Annotated in this window: 20 protein-coding genes; 6 read left to right on the top strand and 14 right to left on the bottom strand. The window is 62.3% G+C overall.

The features are described 5' to 3' along the window. Window positions 1-13 precede the first annotated feature (13 nt). A complete protein-coding gene (locus LUN51_RS03975) occupies window positions 14-739 on the top strand; it encodes an HAD family hydrolase (RefSeq protein ID WP_277810234.1) in 726 nt (241 codons plus the stop codon). Between the two features lie 13 nt (window positions 740-752). On the opposite strand, the gene yihA is transcribed toward LUN51_RS03975, so the two are convergent. Then, complete coding sequence (yihA, locus tag LUN51_RS03980; protein ID WP_246894392.1) at window positions 753-1376, bottom strand: ribosome biogenesis GTP-binding protein YihA/YsxC; 624 nt, start codon at window positions 1374-1376, stop codon at window positions 753-755. A gap of 283 nt (window positions 1377-1659) precedes the next feature. Between yihA and LUN51_RS03985 the strand changes: the two genes are divergently transcribed. Beyond that, entirely contained in the window at window positions 1660-2292 is a 633-nt protein-coding gene (locus LUN51_RS03985; RefSeq protein ID WP_277810235.1) for a thiol:disulfide interchange protein DsbA/DsbL, read from the top strand. Beyond that, window positions 2285-3103, top strand: a complete 819-nt coding sequence (locus LUN51_RS03990) for an endonuclease/exonuclease/phosphatase family protein (protein ID WP_277810236.1) — start codon at window positions 2285-2287, stop codon at window positions 3101-3103. Before LUN51_RS03985 ends, LUN51_RS03990 begins: the two co-directional genes overlap by 8 nt. Before the next feature lie 32 nt (window positions 3104-3135). Here LUN51_RS03990 and nuoN read toward each other — a convergent pair whose 3' ends face one another. From nuoN to ndhC, 13 genes are all read right to left on the bottom strand, one after another. Next, window positions 3136-4569 (bottom strand): NADH-quinone oxidoreductase subunit NuoN, encoded by a 1434-nt coding sequence (nuoN, locus tag LUN51_RS03995; RefSeq protein WP_277810237.1) that lies wholly within the window; start codon window positions 4567-4569, stop codon window positions 3136-3138. Beyond that, window positions 4566-6107: an NADH-quinone oxidoreductase subunit M gene (gene nuoM, locus LUN51_RS04000; protein WP_277810238.1), complete on the bottom strand. Its 1542-nt coding sequence runs from the start codon at window positions 6105-6107 to the stop codon at window positions 4566-4568. Before nuoM ends, nuoN begins: the two co-directional genes overlap by 4 nt. Before the next feature lie 77 nt (window positions 6108-6184). Then, on the bottom strand, window positions 6185-8038 hold the full coding sequence (gene nuoL / locus LUN51_RS04005) for an NADH-quinone oxidoreductase subunit L (protein WP_277810239.1): 1854 nt from the start codon (window positions 8036-8038) through the stop codon (window positions 6185-6187). Next, window positions 8035-8343 (bottom strand): NADH-quinone oxidoreductase subunit NuoK, encoded by a 309-nt coding sequence (gene nuoK / locus LUN51_RS04010; protein WP_040240027.1) that lies wholly within the window; start codon window positions 8341-8343, stop codon window positions 8035-8037. The genes nuoL and nuoK overlap by 4 nt, the downstream gene beginning before the upstream one ends. Then, window positions 8340-8951 carry an NADH-quinone oxidoreductase subunit J gene (nuoJ, locus tag LUN51_RS04015; protein WP_277810240.1) on the bottom strand — a complete coding sequence of 204 codons (612 nt, stop codon included), beginning with the start codon at window positions 8949-8951 and terminating at the stop codon, window positions 8340-8342. The genes nuoK and nuoJ overlap by 4 nt, the downstream gene beginning before the upstream one ends. Before the next feature lie 18 nt (window positions 8952-8969). Beyond that, entirely contained in the window at window positions 8970-9512 is a 543-nt protein-coding gene (gene nuoI, locus LUN51_RS04020; protein ID WP_218839390.1) for an NADH-quinone oxidoreductase subunit NuoI, read from the bottom strand. A gap of 21 nt (window positions 9513-9533) precedes the next feature. Beyond that, window positions 9534-10520, bottom strand: a complete 987-nt coding sequence (nuoH, locus tag LUN51_RS04025) for an NADH-quinone oxidoreductase subunit NuoH (protein WP_277810241.1) — start codon at window positions 10518-10520, stop codon at window positions 9534-9536. Continuing rightward, window positions 10517-13279 (bottom strand): NADH-quinone oxidoreductase subunit NuoG, encoded by a 2763-nt coding sequence (gene nuoG, locus LUN51_RS04030; RefSeq protein ID WP_277810242.1) that lies wholly within the window; start codon window positions 13277-13279, stop codon window positions 10517-10519. The genes nuoH and nuoG overlap by 4 nt, the downstream gene beginning before the upstream one ends. A 34-nt stretch (window positions 13280-13313) precedes the next feature. Beyond that, the gene (gene nuoF, locus LUN51_RS04035; protein ID WP_277810243.1) at window positions 13314-14654 is read right to left on the bottom strand and encodes an NADH-quinone oxidoreductase subunit NuoF; all 1341 of its coding nucleotides are present in this window, start codon (window positions 14652-14654) and stop codon (window positions 13314-13316) included. A gap of 16 nt (window positions 14655-14670) precedes the next feature. Then, window positions 14671-15180 carry an NADH-quinone oxidoreductase subunit NuoE gene (gene nuoE, locus LUN51_RS04040; RefSeq protein WP_277810244.1) on the bottom strand — a complete coding sequence of 170 codons (510 nt, stop codon included), beginning with the start codon at window positions 15178-15180 and terminating at the stop codon, window positions 14671-14673. A 1-nt stretch (window position 15181) separates the two neighbouring features. Beyond that, complete coding sequence (gene nuoC, locus LUN51_RS04045) at window positions 15182-16960, bottom strand: NADH-quinone oxidoreductase subunit C/D (protein ID WP_277810245.1); 1779 nt, start codon at window positions 16958-16960, stop codon at window positions 15182-15184. Between the two features lie 75 nt (window positions 16961-17035). Then, window positions 17036-17716, bottom strand: coding sequence for a NuoB/complex I 20 kDa subunit family protein (locus LUN51_RS04050; RefSeq protein ID WP_277810246.1), 681 nt, complete (start codon window positions 17714-17716; stop codon window positions 17036-17038). A gap of 90 nt (window positions 17717-17806) precedes the next feature. After that, complete coding sequence (ndhC, locus tag LUN51_RS04055; protein WP_277810247.1) at window positions 17807-18226, bottom strand: NADH-quinone oxidoreductase subunit A; 420 nt, start codon at window positions 18224-18226, stop codon at window positions 17807-17809. A 435-nt stretch (window positions 18227-18661) separates the two neighbouring features. On the opposite strand from ndhC, the gene thiD reads away from it, so the two are divergent. The 3 genes from thiD (at window position 18662) to dtd (ending at window position 21056) form a co-directional block, all read left to right on the top strand. Then, on the top strand, window positions 18662-19519 hold the full coding sequence (gene thiD / locus LUN51_RS04060; RefSeq protein ID WP_277810248.1) for a bifunctional hydroxymethylpyrimidine kinase/phosphomethylpyrimidine kinase: 858 nt from the start codon (window positions 18662-18664) through the stop codon (window positions 19517-19519). A 203-nt stretch (window positions 19520-19722) separates the two neighbouring features. Continuing rightward, the gene (locus tag LUN51_RS04065; RefSeq protein WP_277810249.1) at window positions 19723-20580 is read left to right on the top strand and encodes a universal stress protein; all 858 of its coding nucleotides are present in this window, start codon (window positions 19723-19725) and stop codon (window positions 20578-20580) included. Window positions 20581-20618: 38 nt separating this feature from the next. Continuing rightward, window positions 20619-21056 carry a D-aminoacyl-tRNA deacylase gene (dtd, locus tag LUN51_RS04070; RefSeq protein WP_277810250.1) on the top strand — a complete coding sequence of 146 codons (438 nt, stop codon included), beginning with the start codon at window positions 20619-20621 and terminating at the stop codon, window positions 21054-21056. Window positions 21057-21084: the final 28 nt, after the last annotated feature.

A 21084-nucleotide genomic window follows, 5' to 3' on the forward strand; every position in this document is an offset into this window, starting at 1 on the left:
GGAGACGACCTCGATGGCGATAACCGCGCTAACCTTCGATCTTGACGACACGCTGTGGAACAACCGTCCGGTCCTTGAGCGTGCCGAAGCCGGCCATTATCAATGGCTCAGCGGCGCACTCGCCGCCGCCTCGCCAGGCGCCGGCAACGCGTTCATGACGCATTACCCCTTGCACGCGTATCAGCAGCGCCGCGCCGACGTGGCGCGGCGCTTTCCGCTCAAACGCGGCGACTTCACCTGGATTCGCGAACGCGCGTTGTTCGAGATGGTGGAAGCCTATGGCCTGCCGCGCCTTCAGGCGCGTCTATGGGCGGCGCATGCCATCGCGCATTTCCTCGACCTACGCCATGACCTCACGCCCTATCCCGAGGTAGTGGCCATGCTCGACACGCTGCGCCGGCGCTATCGGATCGCCGCGATCACCAACGGCAACGCCGATCTCAAGCGCCTGGACCTGGCCGACCATTTCAGCGTCATGATCGCCGCGGGCGAGCTACATGCCCCCAAGCCCGACCCACGCGCCTTCCTCGCGGCACTGGCAAGGCTCGATGTCCGGCCGTCACAGGGTCTTCATGTGGGCGACTCCTGGCGCGAGGACGTACTCCCCGCGCAGCGCCTGGGCATGCAGGTGGCCTGGATCGACGCCAAGAACGAAGGTCCGTGCGAACTGCTACCCGGCGTACATAGACTGACCCACGTTCGTGAGCTCCCCGCGCTGCTCGATAGCCTGGCGTTTTAATTAACCTTTCGCATCACACGGTATCCGGCTCACATAGCCAGGCATCCATGCGCGCGCAGGCCTCGTCGACGCCTTGCCGCTTGAGCGCAGAGAACAGCTGCACGCTGACCAAGTCTTCCCATTCGGCGAGCTGACGCCGCACTGCCAGAAGCGATGACTTGGCCGCCCCGGGCTTGAGCTTGTCGGCCTTGGTCAACAGGATGTGCACGGGCATCGCTTTCTCATCGGCCCAGCCCAGCATCATCTGATCGAACTCGCTCAGCGGATGCCGTACGTCCATGACCAACATCAAACCCCTCAGTGCCTCACGTTCGTACAGGTACTCGCTCAAGTGACGCTGCCACTCCAGCTTGACCTGATCCGGCACCTTGGCGAAGCCGTAACCGGGCAGATCCACCAGCCGGTACGTCTCGTCGTTCGCGAGGGTGAAAAAGTTGATCAGTTGCGTGCGCCCCGGCGTCTTGGAGGTTCGCGCCAGTGACTTCTGCCTTGTCAGCGTATTGATCGCGCTGGACTTGCCGGCATTGGAGCGCCCGGCGAACGCCACTTCCGCGCCTGTGTCCGGGGGACACAAGGCCAAGCGCGGCGCACTGATCAAAAAACGCGCGGACTGATAGTTGATCTTGCCATCTTGCATGTTGGTTCTCGACTGAGCTGCCGCCCATGAGCGGCGAATGATCCATTAAGGACGTTTGAGCTACAGTGTATCATTGCGTGGACGCCGCGCATGCGGGCAAAGCCGCCACCGATAGCCCTCGCGCCCTTTCCATGTCGATGCTTGGAGTGGTATCACTAAAGCATGAGTTCACATTGACCGTACGGGAACCCTGGTTGCCAATGCGGTTCAAACGTTCATTGCGGTGGGCGACGCCCACTCACCGTCTGTTTTTCTGCTGTTTATGCAAGGCAAGGAGAGATGCATGTTGAAGTCGTTGTTAGTACTGGTCGCGGGTCTGGGTATGTCAACGCTGGTCATGGCCGCCGGTCCGGTCGCGGGTGAGGATTACGAGGTGCTCGACGAGCCGGTGAAGACCGAAGTACCGGAGGGCAAGATCGAGGTCAACGAGGTGTTCTGGTACGGCTGCCCGCATTGCTACGCCCTCGAAGAGCCGCTCAATGCCTGGGTCGACGAGTTGCCCGACGACGTTGCCTTTCAGCGCATTCCGGCCACCATGGGCGATACTTGGACCAAGCATGCGCGCGCCTTCTACGCCGCCAAGGAGTTGGGCATCCAGAAGGAAATGCACAGTGATTTCTTCGATGCCATCCATGAGAAAGGCCAGCGTCTCACCGAGCCGGACGACATCGCCGAGTTCTTCACTCACTACGGCGTCAGCAAGGACGACGCGCTCGATGCCCTCGAGTCCTTCGGCGTGAAAAGTCAGATCAATCGCGCCAACGCCAAGATGCGTAGCTACAAGATCATGGGGGTCCCTGCCCTGATCGTCGACGGTCATTACGTGATCACGCCCAGCAGCGCCGGCTCGCTGGAGAATATGCCCAAGATCGCCGATGCCCTGATCGACAAGGTACGCAGCGAACGCAATGAGTAATGCCACCGCCGCGGCGCCTGCTTCCCAGGCGCCCCGCTCGCTACGCCTTCTGACCTGCAACCTGCAGGTCGGTATTCATACGTCGGCCTATCACCATTATCTGACACGCAGTTGGCAGCACGTCCTGCCGCATCCCAAGCGTCAGGGACGGCTCGACCTGATCGGCGACACGCTACGCGACTACGATATCGTGGGTCTTCAGGAGGTCGATGGAGGCAGCTTCCGATCGGGGCACGTCAATCAGGTAGAGTACCTCGCCATGCGCGCCGGTTTTCCGCATCATTACCAGCAGCTTAATCGCAATCTAGGACGTGTCGCCCAGCACAGCAACGGCCTGCTGTCGCGCCTGGCCCCGCGTCAAGTAGACGAGTACCGCCTGCCCGGCACGTTACCGGGACGCGGCGCCATTCACGCACGCTTCGGCGACGGCCCCGATGCCCTGCACCTGGTCGTAGCGCACTTGGCACTGGGGCATCGTGCACGTACCCGGCAACTCGACTACTTGAGCGAGCTTATTCAACCGCTGCGCCATGTGGTCGTGATGGGCGATCTCAACTGCACGCCGGATCAGATCAACGCCCACCAGCGTTTCTGCCATGCGCTGCCGCTGCACCCCGTGGCAATGCCGTTGTCGTATCCCGCCTGGCAGCCACGTCGCGCGCTCGATCACATTCTGATCTCCGACGCCTTGCACGCCGAACGCTTCGAGGTGCTAGACCGGCTGTTTTCTGATCATCTGCCAGTGGCGGTGGACATTCAGCTGCCCACCGCCTGCCTGCGCAGCATGCCCGACGACCATGCCGCCTCATGAGCGACGGCACTACGCCGGTACAACCGCGACACTTACGTCGCGGCCATGAGACGCACCCAGTCGATCATCGGCGCGGGATAAACCCCCAACAGCACGACCAAGGCCGCCAGCGCCAACACCACTACACCACCTGCGCGTTGCGCCCAGTCAGTGGTGGCGTCACGGCGCTGCATGCCCGGCTCGGGCAAAAAGAGCGTCACCATCACGCGTAGATAGTAGAAAAGCCCGATGGCGCTCCCGGCTACCACGCCGCCGACCAGCCACCAGCGGCTGGCTTCGACCCCCACCGCGACGATATAGAACTTGCCGATGAAGCCTGCGGTCAAGGGGATGCCCGCCAGCGACAGCATCATCACTGTCAGTACCGCCGTCAGGTAGGGCCGCCGCCAGAACAAACCACGGTAATGGTGCAAGCGACTGGCATCGGCGCCGCCGTAGGGGCTCGACAGCAGCGTCACCACACCGAACGCTCCCAGCGTCGTCAGTACATAGGTCACCAGATAGATACCTGCGGTTTCCACCGCCAGCCCCTCGTTGATCACCAGCGCCACCAGCAAATAGCCGAAATGCGCGATCGAGGAATAGCCCAGCAGGCGCTTGAGATCTTGCTGCATCAACGCCAGCAGGTTGCCGACCAGCATCGTCACGAAGGCGAGTACGGCGAGCAGGCTGTGAAACCAGGCATCTTGGGTCGCCGGGGCGGATTGCAGCAGGCGCAGCAAGACTACCAGTACCGCCACCTTGCTTGCCGAGGCCAGGAAGGTGGCCGCCGGGGCGGGACTTCCTTCGTAGACGTCCGGCGTCCACAAATGGAACGGCACGATGGAAAGTTTAAAGCCCAGACCGATGAGCATCATGCCCATGCCAGCCAGAAGCCATCCATCGCCGCCTGCCGATGCCAGTGCCCCGCCCAACCCAGCGAAATCGAGATGCCCGGTGAACGCATACAATAGTGCCATGCCGAACAGCAAGAAGGCCGAGGCCGCCGCGGAGAGCACCATGTACTTGACGCCCGCTTCCAAAGCACCGCGCTCTCGATAGGTGTAGGCCAGCATGCCGTAAAGCGGCATCGACAACAGTTCCAGGCTGAAGAACAGCGAGGCCAGGTGGCGACTGCTCACCAGCGCAATCCCGCCAGCTGCAGCACACAGCAGCAGCAGGTAATATTCCTCGCGTGGGCCGCGCGCGCCTTCGAGATAAGCATGGCCCAGCGTAGCGCAGGCCAGCGTAGCGACGAGAATCAGCACGCCGCCGAAGATCGAAAGGCCGTCCACCGTCAGTAGCGGCGTCACGTCGAGCGGTGCCTGCCACCAGGCCAAAAGCTGTGCCGCCAGCGCCAAGTTAAGGCCAATCACGGTCAACGTGGCCGTCAGGTCATAACACCGACGCCACGCAATGGCCAGCATGACGACGATGGCCGTGGCGCAGACGAGAATCAGTGGTGAAAGAGCAAGCAGCGACGTCATGGCGTTTCCTCAGGCAAGGCAGGCGTTTCTTCCAGCGTCATGATGCGCTCCACGTTTTGCATCGCCGCCTCCGAGGTGTCCAGCAATGGGCCTGGGTAGAGTCCAACCCACAACACCAGGGCCAGCAGGCCGAGCATCATCACGGTTTCGCGGCCATCGAGCCCGCCCAGAGGCGTTTCTTCCTTGGCCGGGCCGAAGTAGACGCGTTGCATGATGAACAGCGAATAGATCGCCGCCAGTACGAAACCACCACTGGCGACCACGACTACCCAGGGCCAGGCATCGAAGGTGCCGAACAGCACCAGAAACTCACCCACGAAGTTGGCCGTCCCCGGAAGGCCCATCGAGGCCGCTACGAAGCACAGTGCGATACCCGGCAAGCCCTTGATGCGGCCCCATAGGCCGCCCATCAGGCGCATGTCGCGGGTATGCAGGCGCTCGTAGAGCTGGCCACTGATAATGAATAGCCCCGAGGCAGAGAAGGCATGCGCGACCATCAGCACTACCACTCCCTGCAGCGCCAACTCGGTGCCACTGTAGATGCCAATCAGCACGAAGCCCATATGGGAAATACTGGAATAAGCCACTAAACGTTTCAGGTCATGCTGGCCGCAAGCCAGGATCGCGCCATAGAAGATCCCCAGGATGCCAAGCCCCATCGCGACCGGCGCGAACGCCTGAGAAGCCTCGGGAAACAGCGGCAAGGCGAAGCGCAACATACCGTAGGCGGCCGTCTTGAGCAGAATCCCTGCCAGATCGACGCTCCCCGCGGTGGGGGCCTGAGCATGCGCGTCGGGTAGCCATCCATGCAGCGGCACCACCGGCATCTTGACCGCGAAGGCGATGAAAAAGCCCAGCATCAGCCACCATGCCATCTGTGGAGAGAGCTCATTCTGAGCAGTATGGCGCAGCGCCTCGTAGCTGAAGCTGTATTCCCCGGTGGCGGCATGATGCGCAAACACCAAGCCGAGAATGGCCACCAGCATCAGCAGCCCACTGGCCTGGGTGTAGATGAAGAACTTCGTCGCCGCCTGAATCCGCGTGTTGCCCGTGGAACCGCTATGCCCCCACAACGCGATCAGGAAATACATGGGGACCAGCATCATCTCCCAGAAGAAGAAGAACAGGAACAGGTCGATGGCGAGGAAGACGCCGACCACGCCACCAAGGATCCACAGCAGGTTGAGATGGAAAAAGCCGATGCGACGCGAAATTTCGTGCCATGAGCACACCACCGCCAGCACGCCAAGTAGCCCGGTGAGCGCGATCATGATCAACGACAAACCATCCAGCGCCAAGTGGACCTCGATCCCGAAACGAGGGATCCAATCGGCGCGCCACTCGAGGACCCAGTCCGAGGCACCCTGCATGGCGTTCAAGCCGTAATCGCCATACCACCACACACCCAGGACCAGCGCCAACTCGAGCAGCATGGTACCCAAAGCAATCCAGCGTGGTGGTTGCTCGCCGTAACGCTCGGCTTGCCAACACAGTAACCCGCCGATGAAGGGAATCAGAATCAGACAGACAAGAATCATCAGCGCTGCGCCCCCTCAGCTTGCCACGTTAGCCTTCTATCCCCGCCACCGGTGTCTTGCCTCAAGTCGTACATCGCTTACCCCACAGCCAGGAAGATCAGCACCACGGTCGCGCCCAGCGTCATCGAAACGGCATAGTGGCGCAGCCGCCCCGTCTGGGCTCGCGTCAACAGCCAGCGCAGGCCGCGCGCCAGCAACGGCACCAGGTTGCACAACCCGTTGATCCAGTCGCTACGCCACAGCCACACCAAGCCACGGAACGGCTTGACCAGTACTGCATCGAACAGGGCATCGAAGCCCCAGGCGTGATGCCACAAGCGCCACAGGCGCGCGCCTTCCGGCAGGGCGACCAAGCGCGCCACCAGCGCGCGTCGCCACGCGAACAGCCACAGCGCCACAGCCACGCCACCCACGGCGACCAGCATGGCACCGATCTCCAACGCATGGCGGCCGGCCTCCTTCGCCGCACCGGGGCTAGCCGGCAGCACCTCATCGAGCGGCGGGTGAATCCAGGCACCCACCAAGGTCGAGAGCACGATCAGCACGACCAGTGGCAGGCCATGCACCAGACCGCGCCCGCTCTCGGCATGCCGGCTATGATCACTTCCCGGTGTGCCGTGGAAGGTGCCAACGATCAAGCGCACGGTATAAAGCGAGGTCAGCAGCGCGCCGACCAGACCCGCCATCATCAAGCCGATATGCCCGGACGCCAAGGCTTCCCAGAGGATCTCGTCTTTGCTGTAGAAGCCAGCCGTCACCAGCGGCAATGCCGCCAGCGCCGAGCCACCAACCACGAACCCGGCATAGGCCAGCGGCAGCTTGCGCCACAGGCCACCCAGACGTCGCATATCCTGCTCGTGGTGACAGGAAACGATCACCGAGCCGGCCGAGAGGAATAGCAACGCCTTGAAGAAGGCATGCGTCATCAGGTGAAAGATCGCCGCATCGAAAGCACCCACGCCCAGCGCCAGGAACATGTAGCCGATCTGGCTCATCGTCGAATAGGCCAGCACGCGTTTTATATCGGTCTGCGCCAGGGCGGCGAACCCGGCCATCAGCAGCGTCACCGCACCAATCCAGCCCACCAGCGTCAGGACATCCGGGGCCAGCAGGAACAGACCATGCATGCGTGCGATCAAATACACCCCGGCGGTGACCATGGTCGCCGCATGGATCAGCGCCGAGACCGGCGTAGGGCCGGCCATGGCATCGGCCAGCCAGGTGTGCAGCGGGAGTTGCGCGGACTTGCCCAGCGCCCCGCCCAGCAGCATCAACGTGGCCAGTTCAATCATCAAGTCGCCACGTGCCCAGACCTCCGGCGCCCGCGCCAGCAGCGTCTGGATATTCAGCGTGCCCAGCTCGACGAACAGGATGAACAGGCCGATCGCCATCAACACATCGCCGATACGCGTCACCAGGAAGGCCTTGAACGCCGCCCAGCCATTGGCCGAATCATGATAGTAGTAGCCGATCAACAAATAGCTGCACAGGCCGACACCTTCCCAACCGAGATACAGCAACAGCAGATTGTCGCCCAACACCAGCAGCACCATGCTGAACACAAACAGATTCATGTAGGCATAGAAACGGCGAACTCCCGTGTCACCGCGCATGTACCAGGCCGCGAACAGATGGATCAAAAAGCCCACACCGGTGATCACGCCGAGCATCGTCAGCGACAACCCATCGACCAGCAGCCCCATCGACGACTGGAAATCGCCCACGTCAACCCAGGTCCAAAGTTCCATGACCTGCGCCGCCGAGCCATGTTCGAGGAAGTCGAGCCCCACCCACACGGTCGTGGCCGCCGCCAGTCCCAGCGCGGTGACCCCCACCGTCGCCGCGCCACGCAGCGACAGGCGGTCACCACTCAGCGCCAGGACTAGACATCCCAACAGGGGAAATAAAAATGTCAGAGTGAGTAGATTCATCCGCGCAACCTGCTTGCCGCATCGATATCAAGGGTCTTGAAGCGCCGGTAGAGCTGCAACAACAGCGCCAGTCCCACGCTTGCCTCGGCCGCCGCCAGGGTGATCACCAACAGGAACATGACCTGGCCGTCGGGCTGCCCCCAGCGCGTCCCTGCGACGATGAAGGCGAGCCCCGCCGCGTTCATCATGACTTCCAGGCTCATCAGCACAAACAGCATGTTGCGGCGCATCATCAGGCCCACCAGCCCCAGCGCGAAGAGGACCGACGCCAGGATCAAGCCGTGTTCCATGGGAACGCCATTCATCGTGAGTTCTCCTCGTTCGAGGTGTCATCACCGAGCGGGCGCTCGCTGGCGGCGCGACCGCGGCCATCTGCGGTGCGCTTGCTCGGCACTTGGCGTACCGCGTGTGCCTCGTCATGCGCCTCGCTGCGCCCCAGGTGAGACGCCGCTACCAACGCAGCCAACAGCAGCATCGCGGCGAGCTCGACGACGACCAGATAAGGCCCGAAAAGCAACGTGCCCACCGCCTTGGCGGTCAAGGTCTCGCCCTCGATACGGCCGCCCACATCGGCGCCGATCAATGTCACTAACAGCACCAACAGCAAAACACCGCTGAGTATCGCCGGCCCCAACCAAGTGCTCAGACGCAACCAAGCGCGCTCCTGCTGCGCGGCGGCCTCGCCGAGGTTGAGCATCATCACCACGAACACGAACAACACCATGATCGCGCCGGCGTAGACGATGATTTCCAGCGCCCCGGCGAAAGGCGCCCCCAGTGCAAAGAACACCATCGCCACCGCGATCAGCGAGACGATCAGGTAAAGCAAGGCATGTACCGGGTGCCGACCGGTGACCACCCCAAGCGTCGCGAGCACGGCAACCACGGCGCTGAGATAGAAGGCGATTTCCATGATGTCTCCCTATCCTAGTCAGGGCATCAACGACTTGACGTTGATCGGCTCGGCTTCGTTCTGCGCCTCACCCTTGTCTTTTCCGGCGATCGACATCCCCGCCACGCGATAGAAGTTGTAGTTATGGTCCTTGCCCGGCCCCGAGATCAGCAGGTCCTCCTTCTCGTAAACCAGTTCCTGGCGACGAAACTCGCTCATCTCGAAATCCGGCGTCAACTGAATCGCCGAGGTCGGACACGCCTCCTCGCACATGCCGCAGAAAATGCAGCGCGAGAAGTTGATGCGGAAGAATTCCGGATACCAACGACCATCCTCGCTCTCGCCTTTCTGCAGCGAGATGCACGCCACCGGGCACGCCACCGCACATAGATTGCACGCCACGCAGCGCTCTTCGCCGTCGGGATCGCGGGTCAGCACGATGCGTCCACGATAGCGCGGTGACAGATAGACCGGTTCTTCCGGGTACTGCAGGGTCTCGCGCTTGCGGAAGGCGTGCATGAAAACCATGCCCAGCGTCCGCAGCTGCGACCAAGTCCCCGCGAGCAGTGATTTAATCGTCATGGCCTCCTCCAGTCTCGGCGCTTAGCCACCGGCGGGGCTGAAGACGAGAATCAGCGCGCCGGTCACCAGCAGATTGATCAGGGTCAGTGGCAGGCAGATCTTCCACCCGAAGCTCATCACCGCGTCATAGCGGGGACGCGGCAGGGCTGCTCGCAGCAGCACGAAAAAGCCCACGAACACGGTAGTCTTGAGCAGGAACCACACGATGGGCGGCAACCACGGACCGTGCCAGCCACCCAGAAACAACGTCACCATCAGCGCCGATACCAGCACGATCCCCACGTACTCGCCGATGAAGAACATGCCCCATTTCATGCCCGAGTACTCAATGTGATAGCCATCGGCCAGCTCCTGCTCAGCCTCGGGCTGGTCGAACGGGTGACGGTGCGTCACAGCGATGCCGGCGACCAGGAAGGTACAGAAGCCGAAGAACTGCGGCACGATGAACCATATCGTTTCCTGGGCGGCGACGATCTCGCGCATGTTGAACGAACCGGCCATGGCCACCACGCCCATCAGCGACAAGCCCATGAAGACTTCATAGGACAGCGTCTGCGCCGAGGCGCGCATCGCCCCGAGCAAGGCGTACTTGTTGCCACTCGACCATCCGCCGAAGAGCACCGCATAGACGTTGATGCCCGCCATGGCGAAGAAGAACAGCAAGCCGATATGCAGATCGGCCACCCCCCAACTGGGCGTGATGGGGATAATCATGAAGCTCAACAACAATGACGCCATGGCGATCGCCGGCGCCAGCACGAAGAAGGTACGATCGGCGAACGGCGGGATCCAGTCTTCCTTGAAGAGGATCTTGAGCATGTCGGCGAGAATCTGCAGTACCCCGAACGGTCCGACACGGTTGGGACCGTAGCGATCCTGCCATAGGCCCAATAAACGGCGCTCCACCATGGTCAGCAGCGCCCCCGCGCCCACCGCGGCGATCAGGATCACCAATGCTTGAAAAAGCGCGAACGCGATCGCCTCGACCTGTGGCGTCCACCAACTCATGCGCGCACCTCCTGGGGTTCGAGATGGCCCCACTCAGGCGCGACCAAGGACAGCCCCGACTGATCCGGCACACCGATCACACCATCGGGCCACGCATCGCTGATCGCCACCGGCAGCGTGAGCCGCCGCTCACCCAGGTTGAAGGTCAACGGGACGCCCGGCGACATCCGCAACCGCTCGGCGGTACCGCGCGACATGGTGAAGCGCGTCTCGGCCATACGCGCCTGGATCGGCTCGGCCCGCGCCGAGGTCTCGTCGCCCCCGAACAAGCGCGCCTGCGGCACCGCCAGCCATTGATCGTCACGCGCGGCGAAACGTGCCGGCAGCGTTCGTGTATAGTCGTAGTCCCCAGGTAGCGGCCCCAACAACCGCACGCCAGGGTCGCCGGCCCGCAAATGCCCGCCGACCTCGTCCTGGAACTTGTTCCAGGCTTGCGGCGAGTTCCATCCCGGCGCCCAGGCGAACGCCACTTCGCGGCGCGGCTCGGCGTGACCGGCATAACCCTCCATGGAGAACGCGAATGGCGTGTCGGGGTCCTGCGGCGCGCGGAGTTCGCTGACATCGAGATTGGCACGCATCGCCGTGCGGCCGCTATAGCGATGAGGCTCGCGCGCCAGGCGCAGCCCATGCACGCGATAGGCGGCGCTCAAACCAGCATCGCCGGCCGGCGCCAGGGCGGGATACGTCATGGCCATGTCACGCGTCACCTCATCGAGCGTGAGCGGCGTCATCACTTGACGCTCGACGCTGACCTTGAGCGCGTTGAGCCACCTCCAGCTTTCGCGGATGCGCGTTTCGGGGCGAATATAGCTGGGCTCGAAGACCTGATAGAAACGCTGGGCCCGGCCCTCCAGGCTGACCAGCGTGCCATCGCTTTCGGCAAAGCTCGCCGCCGGAAGTCCGATGTCCGCCTTATCCCAGGTCGCGGTGCGCTGATGATCGAGAGTGACGATGCAGTCGGCGCGTTGCAGGGCGGTGTCGACCTGTCCTGCATCGGCTCGTGCGTACAGATCGTTTTCGAGAATCACTACGCCATCGGCCTCGCCGCTGGTCAAGCACTCCAGGGCCCAATCCAGCGATTGCCCTCCGAGCAGCGACAGGCCAGTGCTGTTGGCCTCGCGGCGCACCAACGATAAAGCCCCGGGCCGTGTCCGCCGCGCCAGAGCACGCGCCACGTTGCCGGCCGCCTCGAGTACCGCCGGTGTTCCCAGCGAGCCCCCCGAGACCACCAGCGGGCGCTGGGCCACCATCAAGGCCTCGGCGATACGGCTTGCCAACGCTGTGGTCGCGTCATCCAGCGCCTCCGGGCAAGGCGCCTCGGGATCGATGTAGTGCGCCACAGCGAAGCCCAACCGCGCGATATCGTCCGGGGCGGCGTGGTAGGTTTGCTCCGCTAACGCATCCAGCTCGGTCGCATCCGGCGTGGCCAGGAAAAAGGGATGATGCGCTTCTTGCGCCAGCGTCTTCACCGCTTCGGCGTTCCAGGACGGGATGCCGCGCTCGGCGGCCAGCGCCTCGCCCTTGGCGTTGACCGCCTGGCGAATGGCCAGCGCCATGCGCGCGGCGCTGTTGATGAGATCCTCGCCGAGCACGAACACCGCATCACAGCTTTCTATTTCGCGAAGGCTCGGCGATGGCAGGCCACAGCGGGTATTGAGCTCATTCATGCGTACCAGCAGCTCAAGCTCACGGGCGGCGATGCCGGTGGAGAAGTTGGTGTCTCCCACTAACGTACGCAACATATGGTTGCTTTCCAGGCTCGCCCGTGGCGAGCCGATACCGATAACGCGGCGCGCGTTGCGCATTCCATCGGCGGCACGATCCAGCGCATCGTCGATTTCCAAACTGATGGTGCCGCCCACGACGCCGGCCGCACCGGGCCCCGCATCGACGCGCTGGCGTTCGCGCCATTCGGGAACGCGCGGGCGATCCTCGCGATTCACGTACCCATAGCCGAAACGTCCACGGTCGCATAGGAAGTGGTGATTCACTTCGCCGTTATAGCGGTTCTCGATCCGCCGGATATCGCCGTAGCGCTCGCCGGGGCTGATATTGCAGCCCACCGCGCATTGATGGCAGACGCTGGGTGCGAACTGCAGGTCCCACTTACGCGTGTAATGCTCGGAGTGGGTCTGGTCGGTGAAGACTCCGGTCGGGCAGACCTCGGTGAGGTTGCCAGAGAAAGGACTCTCCAGCGTGCCTTCCTGAAAGCGCCCGAAATAGACGTTGTCGTGCGCCCCGAAGGCGCCTAGATCACCGCCGCCGGCATAATCCTGATAGAAGCGCACGCAGCGGTAGCAGGTAATGCAGCGGTTCATCTCATGTCCGATGAACGGCCCCAGATCCTGGTTCTGGTGGGTACGCTTGCGAAACCGGTAGCGACGGCTATCGTGGCCGGTCATCACCGTCATATCCTGCAAATGGCAGTGGCCGCCTTCCTCGCAGACCGGGCAGTCATGCGGGTGATTGATCATCAGCCATTCGATGACGTTGGCACGAAACGCCTTGGCTTCATCATCTTCGATGGAGATATAGGCATCGTCCTGCACGGGTGCCATGCAGGACATCACCAGCATGCCTTGAGTGTCGTCGGCGTTCTTGTACTGCTTGACCGCGCATTGGCGGCAGGCACCCACGCTCCCCATGGCCGGGTGCCAGCAGAAATACGGGATATCCAGCCCCAGCGACAGGCAAGCATGCAGCAGGTTGTCGGCGCCATCGACCTCGTAATCACGGTCATCCACGTGAATCGTTGCCATTATCGCTCCTCGCCCGTCGTCATCGTCACGTCGTTCATACGCTACCCACCGGGATCGGGTCGGCATGTGCCGCGCCCTGGCCACGCGTGACACCACGTTCGAACTCATCGCGGAAATAGTGAATCGCCGACGCCAACGGCATTGCCGCCCCCGGCGCATGCGCGCAGAAGGTCCGCCCCGGCCCCAGGTCTACCGCCAGCGATTCCAGCAAGTCGATATCGCCTCGCTCGCCCTCGCCAGCCTCCAGGGCCTGCAGGAGCTTGACGCTCCACGGCAACCCATCACGGCACGGCGTACACCAGCCGCAGGACTCGCGGGAGAAGAATTCCTCCAGGTTGCGCGCCAGTGACACCACGTTCTGATCGTCGGCCACCACCGCGATGAGCCCGGTGCCCAGACGGCTACCGGCCTTGCCGATGGTGTCGAAGTCGAGTGCCAACTCAAGGTGCTCGGGCAGCAGAAAGCCGGTACTCCCGCCACCGGGTAGCCAGGTCTTGAGCGTATGACCATCGCGCATGCCGCCGGCGCGCTCGAGTAGTTCGTTGCCCGTAGTACCCATGGGCAACTCCCACAAGCCGGGCCGTTTGACCTTGCCGGAGACGCCGTACAGCTTGGTACCACCATCACCGCTCTTGCCCTGGGACAACCCCTGATACCAATCCGCGCCATGCAGCACGACGGAAGGCACGTTACACAGCGTCTCGACGTTGTTGACCACGGTGGGCTTGCCCCAGGCCCCGCTTTGCCCCGGAAAAGGCGGCTTGGCCCGGGGACTGGCGCGCTTGCCTTCCAGCGAGTTGATCAGCGCGGTTTCCTCACCGCAGATATAACGTCCAGCCCCCGTATGCAGGGCAATATCGAAATCCCAGCCGCTACCGGCCACGTCTCGGCCCAACCAGCCAGCGGCACGCGCTTCTTCCAGCGCGCGTTGAACCGTACGCGCGGCGTCGACGTATTCGCCACGCATGAAGATGTAGCCCTGGTAGGCATTGTTGGCGAAGCCGGCCAGGATCATGCCCTCTATGAGCAGATGCGGCTGCTGCTCGAGCAACAGACGATCCTTGAAGGTGCCGGGCTCCATTTCATCGGCGTTGCAGACGATATAGCCGCGCGGGATGCCCTCACCCTGCATGGTCAGGCTCCACTTGAGCCCGGCAGAGAATCCGCCGCCACCGCGTCCGCGCAGGTTGGCGGTCTTGAGCTCGTCGATCAGCGTCTTCGAGGTCAGGTCGCTAAAGGCGCGCTCAACGCTGGCGTAGCCCTGCTGCTCGCGATAGGCGTCGAGCATCACTGGCGTGCCGTCGTCGTTGAGCCGAAAGGTCAGCGGGTGCGTTTCAGGGCGGCGTTCGTCGCGGTCTTGCAGAATCCGGCTCATGCCTCGTTCTCCCAGTTCATGCGTACCCCTCCAGCAGCGTAGGGATCTCCTCGGGCGTCACCGGCCCGTAGGTATCATCACCAATCATCAGCGCCGGGCCACGGTCGCAGGCGCCGAGACAGCACACCGGTAGCAGCGTGAACCGATCATCCGGTGTGGTCTGCCCGAAGCCGATGCCGAGATGCGCGAAGAAGGCATCACGCAGGGCTTCGTAATCAGTGAGAAAGCACGAGCTACTGTCACACAGCAGGATCACATGACGCCCCACCGGCTGGCGGAAGATCAAGCTATAGAACGTCGCCACACCTTCGATGCTCGCCGGCGGCACACCGAGTTCACGCGCAATGGCCTCGATGGCGGCGTCCGGCACCCAGCCATGGCGCTTCTGCACGATCTTGAGCGCCTCGATGCTAGCCGCCTGCGGATGTGGGTAATGCTCGCGCTCATGGGCGATGGCCGCCCGATCCTCGTCGTGCAGCACGAAACCGTCGGTGGCGATGGGCGCGGAGGTAGAAGTATGTGTCATGTCAGCGGTCCACGTCGGCCATCACGAAATCGATACTCCCCAGATGAGCGATCAAGTCCGGTACCAAGGCACCGCGCACCACCGCGGGGATCTGCTGAAGATGCGGGAAACTGGGCGTCCGGATGCGCGTGCGATAGCTCATGGTGTTGCCATCCGAGGTCAGGTAATAGCTGTTGATACCCTTGGTCGCCTCGGTCATCGACAGCGACTCATTGGGCTTGAGCACGGGCCCCCAGGAGACCTGCAGAAAATGCGTGATCAGGGTCTCGATGTGCTGGAGCATCTTCTCGCGCGGTGGCGGTGTGGTCAGCGGATGATCGGCCTTGTAGTCGCCGGCCGGCATATGATCGACGCATTGCTGGATGATGCGCAGGCTTTGACGCATCTCGTCGATACGCAGCTGACCACGGTCGAAGGCATCGCCGTTGGCACCCAGCGGCACCTCGAAATCGAAATTCTCGTAGCCGGAATAAGGGCGCTTCTTGCGTAAGTCGAAGTCGCAGCCGGTGGCGCGCAGATTGGGCCCGGTGACGCCCCATTCGAGCGCCTCGCGCGTGGTGAAGGCAGCTACCTGTTTGGTGCGTTCGCGGATGACGGCATTTTCCATCATTGCGCGCTCGTACTCGACGAGTCGCTTGGGCATCCAGTCGAGGAAACCCTGAACCAGCTTGTCCCAACCATTGGGCAGGTCGTGCGCGGTGCCGCCGATGCGATACCACGCCGGGTGCATACGAAAACCGGTGATGCCCTCGATGACCTCATAGGCTTTCTGGCGATCGGTGAAGGTGAAGAACACCGGCGTCATCGCGCCCAGGTCCTGCAGATAGGTGCCCAGGAACAGCAAGTGACTGTTGATGCGGAACATTTCCGCCATCATCACGCGAATGGTCTTGGCGCGATCGGTGACTTGGATGCCCGCCAGCTTTTCCACCGCCATCACATACGGCAGGTTGTTCATTACCCCGCCGGTATAGTCGATGCGATCGGTATAGGGAATGTAGCTGTGCCAGGATTGGCGCTCGGCCATCTTCTCGGCGCCGCGATGGTGATAGCCGATATCGGGGACGCAATCGACCACAACCTCACCGTCGAGCTGCAGGACAATGCGGAAGGCACCATGCGCGGAGGGGTGGTTGGGCCCCAGGTTGAGAAACATGTAGTCCGTGTTCTCGTCCTTACGCTTCATGCCCCAGGATTCAGGGTCGAAGCGCAGCGCTTCCTGCTCGGTATCCTGACCTTCCACGGTCAGCGTATAGGGATCGAACTCGGTGGCGCGCGCCGGATAATCCTTGCGCAGCGGATGCCCGTTCCAGGTAGGCGGCATCAAAAGACGCGTCAGGTGCGGGTGCCCGCGGAAGTCGATGCCGAACATGTCCCAGACTTCGCGCTCGTACCAATTGGCATTGGGGTAAAGGCCCGCAATGCTAGGCACCTCGAGATCACGCTCGGAAAGCGCCACCTTGAGCATGATGTCGCGATTGCGCGAGATCGACATCAATTGATAAAAGACCGTGAAATCCGCAGGTGGTAAATCCGCGCGATGGCTACGCAGACGCTCGTCGATGGCATTCAGGTCGAAGAGCATCTCGAAGGGTTCGGGCATGTCCCGCAGGAAGCCGAGCACCTCAAGCAGATGCTCGCGGTCGAGCCACAGGACCGGCATGCCGGTGTACGTCGATTGCTCGACGAAGACATGGTTGCCAAAGCGCGCGAATAACGCCTGGACCACCGGGTCATCGGCGTGCGCGTGATTGGCGTATGGCGATTGAACTGCGCTCATGATCGGTTTTCATTCCCCGGCAAGGTGGATCGACTTCGGATAACAGGCGATGGCATCAGGCACAAGGCACAAGGCCTACACCTCATCCGGGGAGCGCAGTTCCGTCACGGCGATACGCCGATCGCGATTCGCCTCGCGCTGTGAGGGCATCTCGGCACGGTATACGCCCTGATCGCCAACCACCCAGGAAAGCGGACGGCGCTCCTGCTGAATGGAGTCCTGAAGCAGTTGCAACCCTTGTAGAAACGCCTCGGGGCGCGGCGGACAGCCAGGTACGTAGACGTCCACCGGGAGAAACTTATCGACGCCCTGCACCACCGAATAGATGTCGTACATGCCCCCGGAATTGGCACAGGAACCCATCGAGATCACCCACTTGGGTTCGAGCATCTGATCATAGAGCTGCTGGATGACCGGCGCCATCTTGATGAAGCAAGTGCCGGCGATGACCATGAAATCGGCCTGACGCGGGGAAGCGCGGATGACCTCGGCGCCGAAACGCGCCACATCATGCGGCGCGGTAAAGGCCGTAGTCATTTCCACATAGCAGCAGGAAAGGCCAAAGTTGTACGGCCACAGGGAGTGTTTGCGCCCCCAATTGACACTATCGTTGAGTACATCTTCCAACTTGCCGGTGAAGACGTTGCGGTGAACCTGATCCTTCATCGGATCATCGGTGGTTTCGCGCTTGTCCAGCGGATAGCTTGCGCTACCCGGCGCCGGCTCGCTATCCGCTCGCGTCAGGGTATATTGCATGATGCGCCTCGAAGCTCTGAAAAAGAAAATTCGGGTATCTGGCGCTATGCCGGTCGTTGCCGGCTCAAGACCGCCTCCAAGGCGGTACGCTCATTGATCCGTCACGATATCGGGCGATTGACCGCGCTTGCGTGGCGCCCACTCCAAGGCACCGACACGACTATCATAGATCAACCCCGCCAACAGGATGAAGATGAAGACGGCAGCGCCCGCAAAGCCTTCCCAGCCCACCTCGCGGACCGATACGGCCCAGGCGAACAGGAACACGGCTTCGATATCGAAGATCACGAATAGCATCGCGACCAAATAGAACTTGACGGAAAAGCGTTGACGCGCATTGCCGGTACCGACAACACCCGATTCAAAGGGGAGGGACTTGCTACGACCGTAGCTACGACCACCGAGCAGACTCGCGGCACCGATCATCAGGGCACATAACGTGAACACAGCTATTGTAAATAGCCCTACGGCCCAATATTCGGCGATCAGCGCGGTTGCCTCATCGGTCATTGCCATGCCTCACAAGCAGTGGATAGCGCGATAGGGCGCTACCCCAATATTCGTTATCATCGAGGTGCGCGCACCTCGTAGCGCCATTCACGTTGCCTGCGTGTGGCGAGTCCCTACAAGTCTAGGGGATTTAGCAGCACCTGTCAGGAAGGCCCACGATAAAGTTAGTAAGTTAACGCCATGTCGAGCACCATGGTCGCCACTCGTCGGACTTAGTCCGTAAGTCATTACTTACATCGAAAACCTTGTTCAGTAAAGATTGTTTTAACAAACAATACTCCTATGGGGCGTTCTCACCACTCACTAGGCATCAACGAAAGTCTACGTTACCCAAGCACATCTTGAGTTGCTGCACACGCAACCCTTTTCACCGAGCGTTTTGCCGGTATCCTAAGCGCCACGCAAGCGCCCGAGCCGCCGCCATGGGGGCGCACCATGCAGAACACTGAAGGTCAGGCCATGTCCATCGTTCAGACACCTCCCAATGTCCTCACCATTGCCGGCTCCGATCCTTCGGGTGGCGCCGGGTTGCAGGGGGATATCAAGACGTTTTCAGCGTTGGGCACCTATGCCACCAACGTCATCACGGCGGTGATCGCCCAGAACACCCAAGGCGTACGTGCCGTGCACCCGGTCCCCGCCGAGATGATCGCCGAGCAACTCGACAACTTGCTCGGCGATGTGCGCATCGACGCGGTCAAGATCGGCATGGTGGCCAGCGAGACGGTCGCCGCGACGATTCGCGATGCCCTGCACCGGCATCGTCCCCGCTGGATCGTGCTCGACCCGGTCATGGTCGCCAAGAGCGGCGACATCCTGGTCGATCGCGCCGGCATCCGTGCGGTACGCGATATCCTGGTCCCCCTGGCCGATGTCATCACCCCCAACCTGCCCGAGGCCGCCGTGCTGCTGGACGCCGAGACGCCCCACACCACCGAGGCGATGGCCACCCTGCTGCCCGAGCTGACACGCCTGGGCGCCCCGTACGTGGTACTCAAGGGCGGCCACCTCAGTGGCGCGAACTGCCCGGACCTGCTCGCCACGCCGCAAGGCGTGGAATGGCTGGAAGCGCCGCGCATCGCCACCGACAACCTGCATGGCACCGGCTGCGCGCTCTCCTCGGCGGTCGCCGCGCACCTGGCGCACTTGCCGCACACGGTCAGCGACCACGACGCCATTCACGCGGCGATCAGCGATGCCAAGTGCTGGCTGCACACCGCTCTGGACGCCAGCACGCGACTGGCGGTGGGCCAGGGGCGCGGCCCGGTGCATCATTTCCACGCCTGGTGGTGAAAACCGCGGCCGCACGGCGCTCGTCGGCAGTATCACGACCTCGTGAATCAATGATGGCCACGGACTTGCAGAGCCCGCCGGGGGCAACCATGCTTTGCTTCACCGCTCTGCCACCCATGGCGTAGCGGTCACTACCATCCGGCTCGACGTCAGTGCGGTGTCGCCTGCATTTGCACGCCGCCTTCTCGCAGGAGGGACGTATCATGCCTCAGACCTTGCTAATGGCTTGCGACCTGTCCGCCGAAAACCGTGCCGCTTTCGCACGTGCCGTGAAACTGGCCAACGCCCAGGGTTGCCGCTTGGACATCCTGCATGTCCTCGATCCCTATCTGCCGCATCAGGCGCTGCGTGATCTGGAACGCAACGTCGTCGACGAGCTCGAGCGCCAGTTGACCGACATTCGCGAAGACTATGCCCTACCCGCGCCCGAGACACTCATACAAACCACCACCGGCGCCCCCTACGCCGAAATCATCCGCGAAGCGCATGACCGCGATGCCACCATGATCGTGCTCGGCACCCACCGTAAACGCGGTCAGCATGCGCTGGTCGGTGGCACGACCCTGGCCCGCGTACTGAGCCGTGCGCCGTGCCCGGTACTCACCGTGAGCCACAGCCCCGAGCAGGCGTGGCAAGACGTGCTAGTGCCGGTGGATTTTTCGCTAGCCAGTCGCCATACCCTGCGTGACGTCCTGACCCACTTCCCACAGGCACGCCTGACCCTATTACATGCCTGGCACCTGCCGGGTGATGAGGAAATGGGCTCCGATAGCGGCTACGCTCGCTGGCGGGAGCGCGAGCTCGCCGCGCGGCGCATACGCCTGGAAGCGGAAATCGACAAACTGATGGAAGAGGTCGGCGACGTGCCCGAACTTGAGCTGGTTCTGGAGCAGGGCGAGCCCGGTGAGGTATTGATGGACTATCTTCGCCGCCAACCGCCCGATCTGCTGGCGCTGGGGCATCAGGATCTGGCGCTGTTCGGTCGCCATCATCCCGCCCCCCTCATCGAACGACTGCTTGCAGAAGTGCATGTGGACATGATGGTATGCCGGGCTTGGTAGCGTGAATATTCATCCCTCGCGTCCACAAGGATCTTGCCATGCGAGCCGTCATTCAACGTGTCCGCTATGCCAGCGTCGACGTCAACGACCGCACCACGGGCACCATCGAGCAAGGTGTGATGGCCTTGATCGGCGTGGCCCCCGAGGATACTCAGACCCACGCCGACAAAATGCTGAATAAACTACTCAAGCTGCGAATATTCAGCGACGACGCGGGCAAGATGAACCTCAACGTGCAACAGGTGGAGGGCGGCCTGTTGCTGGTTCCGCAATTCACCCTCATGGCCAACACCGCCAAGGGGCTGCGGCCGGGCTTCGATGGCGCCGCAACACCCGTCCACGGCGAGGCATTGTTCGACTATCTGGTGGCACAGGCCCGGCACGCCTGGCCGTATGTCGCCACTGGCGAGTTCGGCGCCGACATGCAGGTCTCGCTGCTCAACGATGGACCAGTGACCTTTATCGTCGAGACATAAGAGTCAGCAGCCAGCGCTCATGCGCCCA

Origin of the sequence: Chromohalobacter canadensis, from assembly GCF_029544075.1 — a bacterium.
GTDB lineage: Bacteria > Pseudomonadota > Gammaproteobacteria > Pseudomonadales > Halomonadaceae > Chromohalobacter > Chromohalobacter canadensis_A.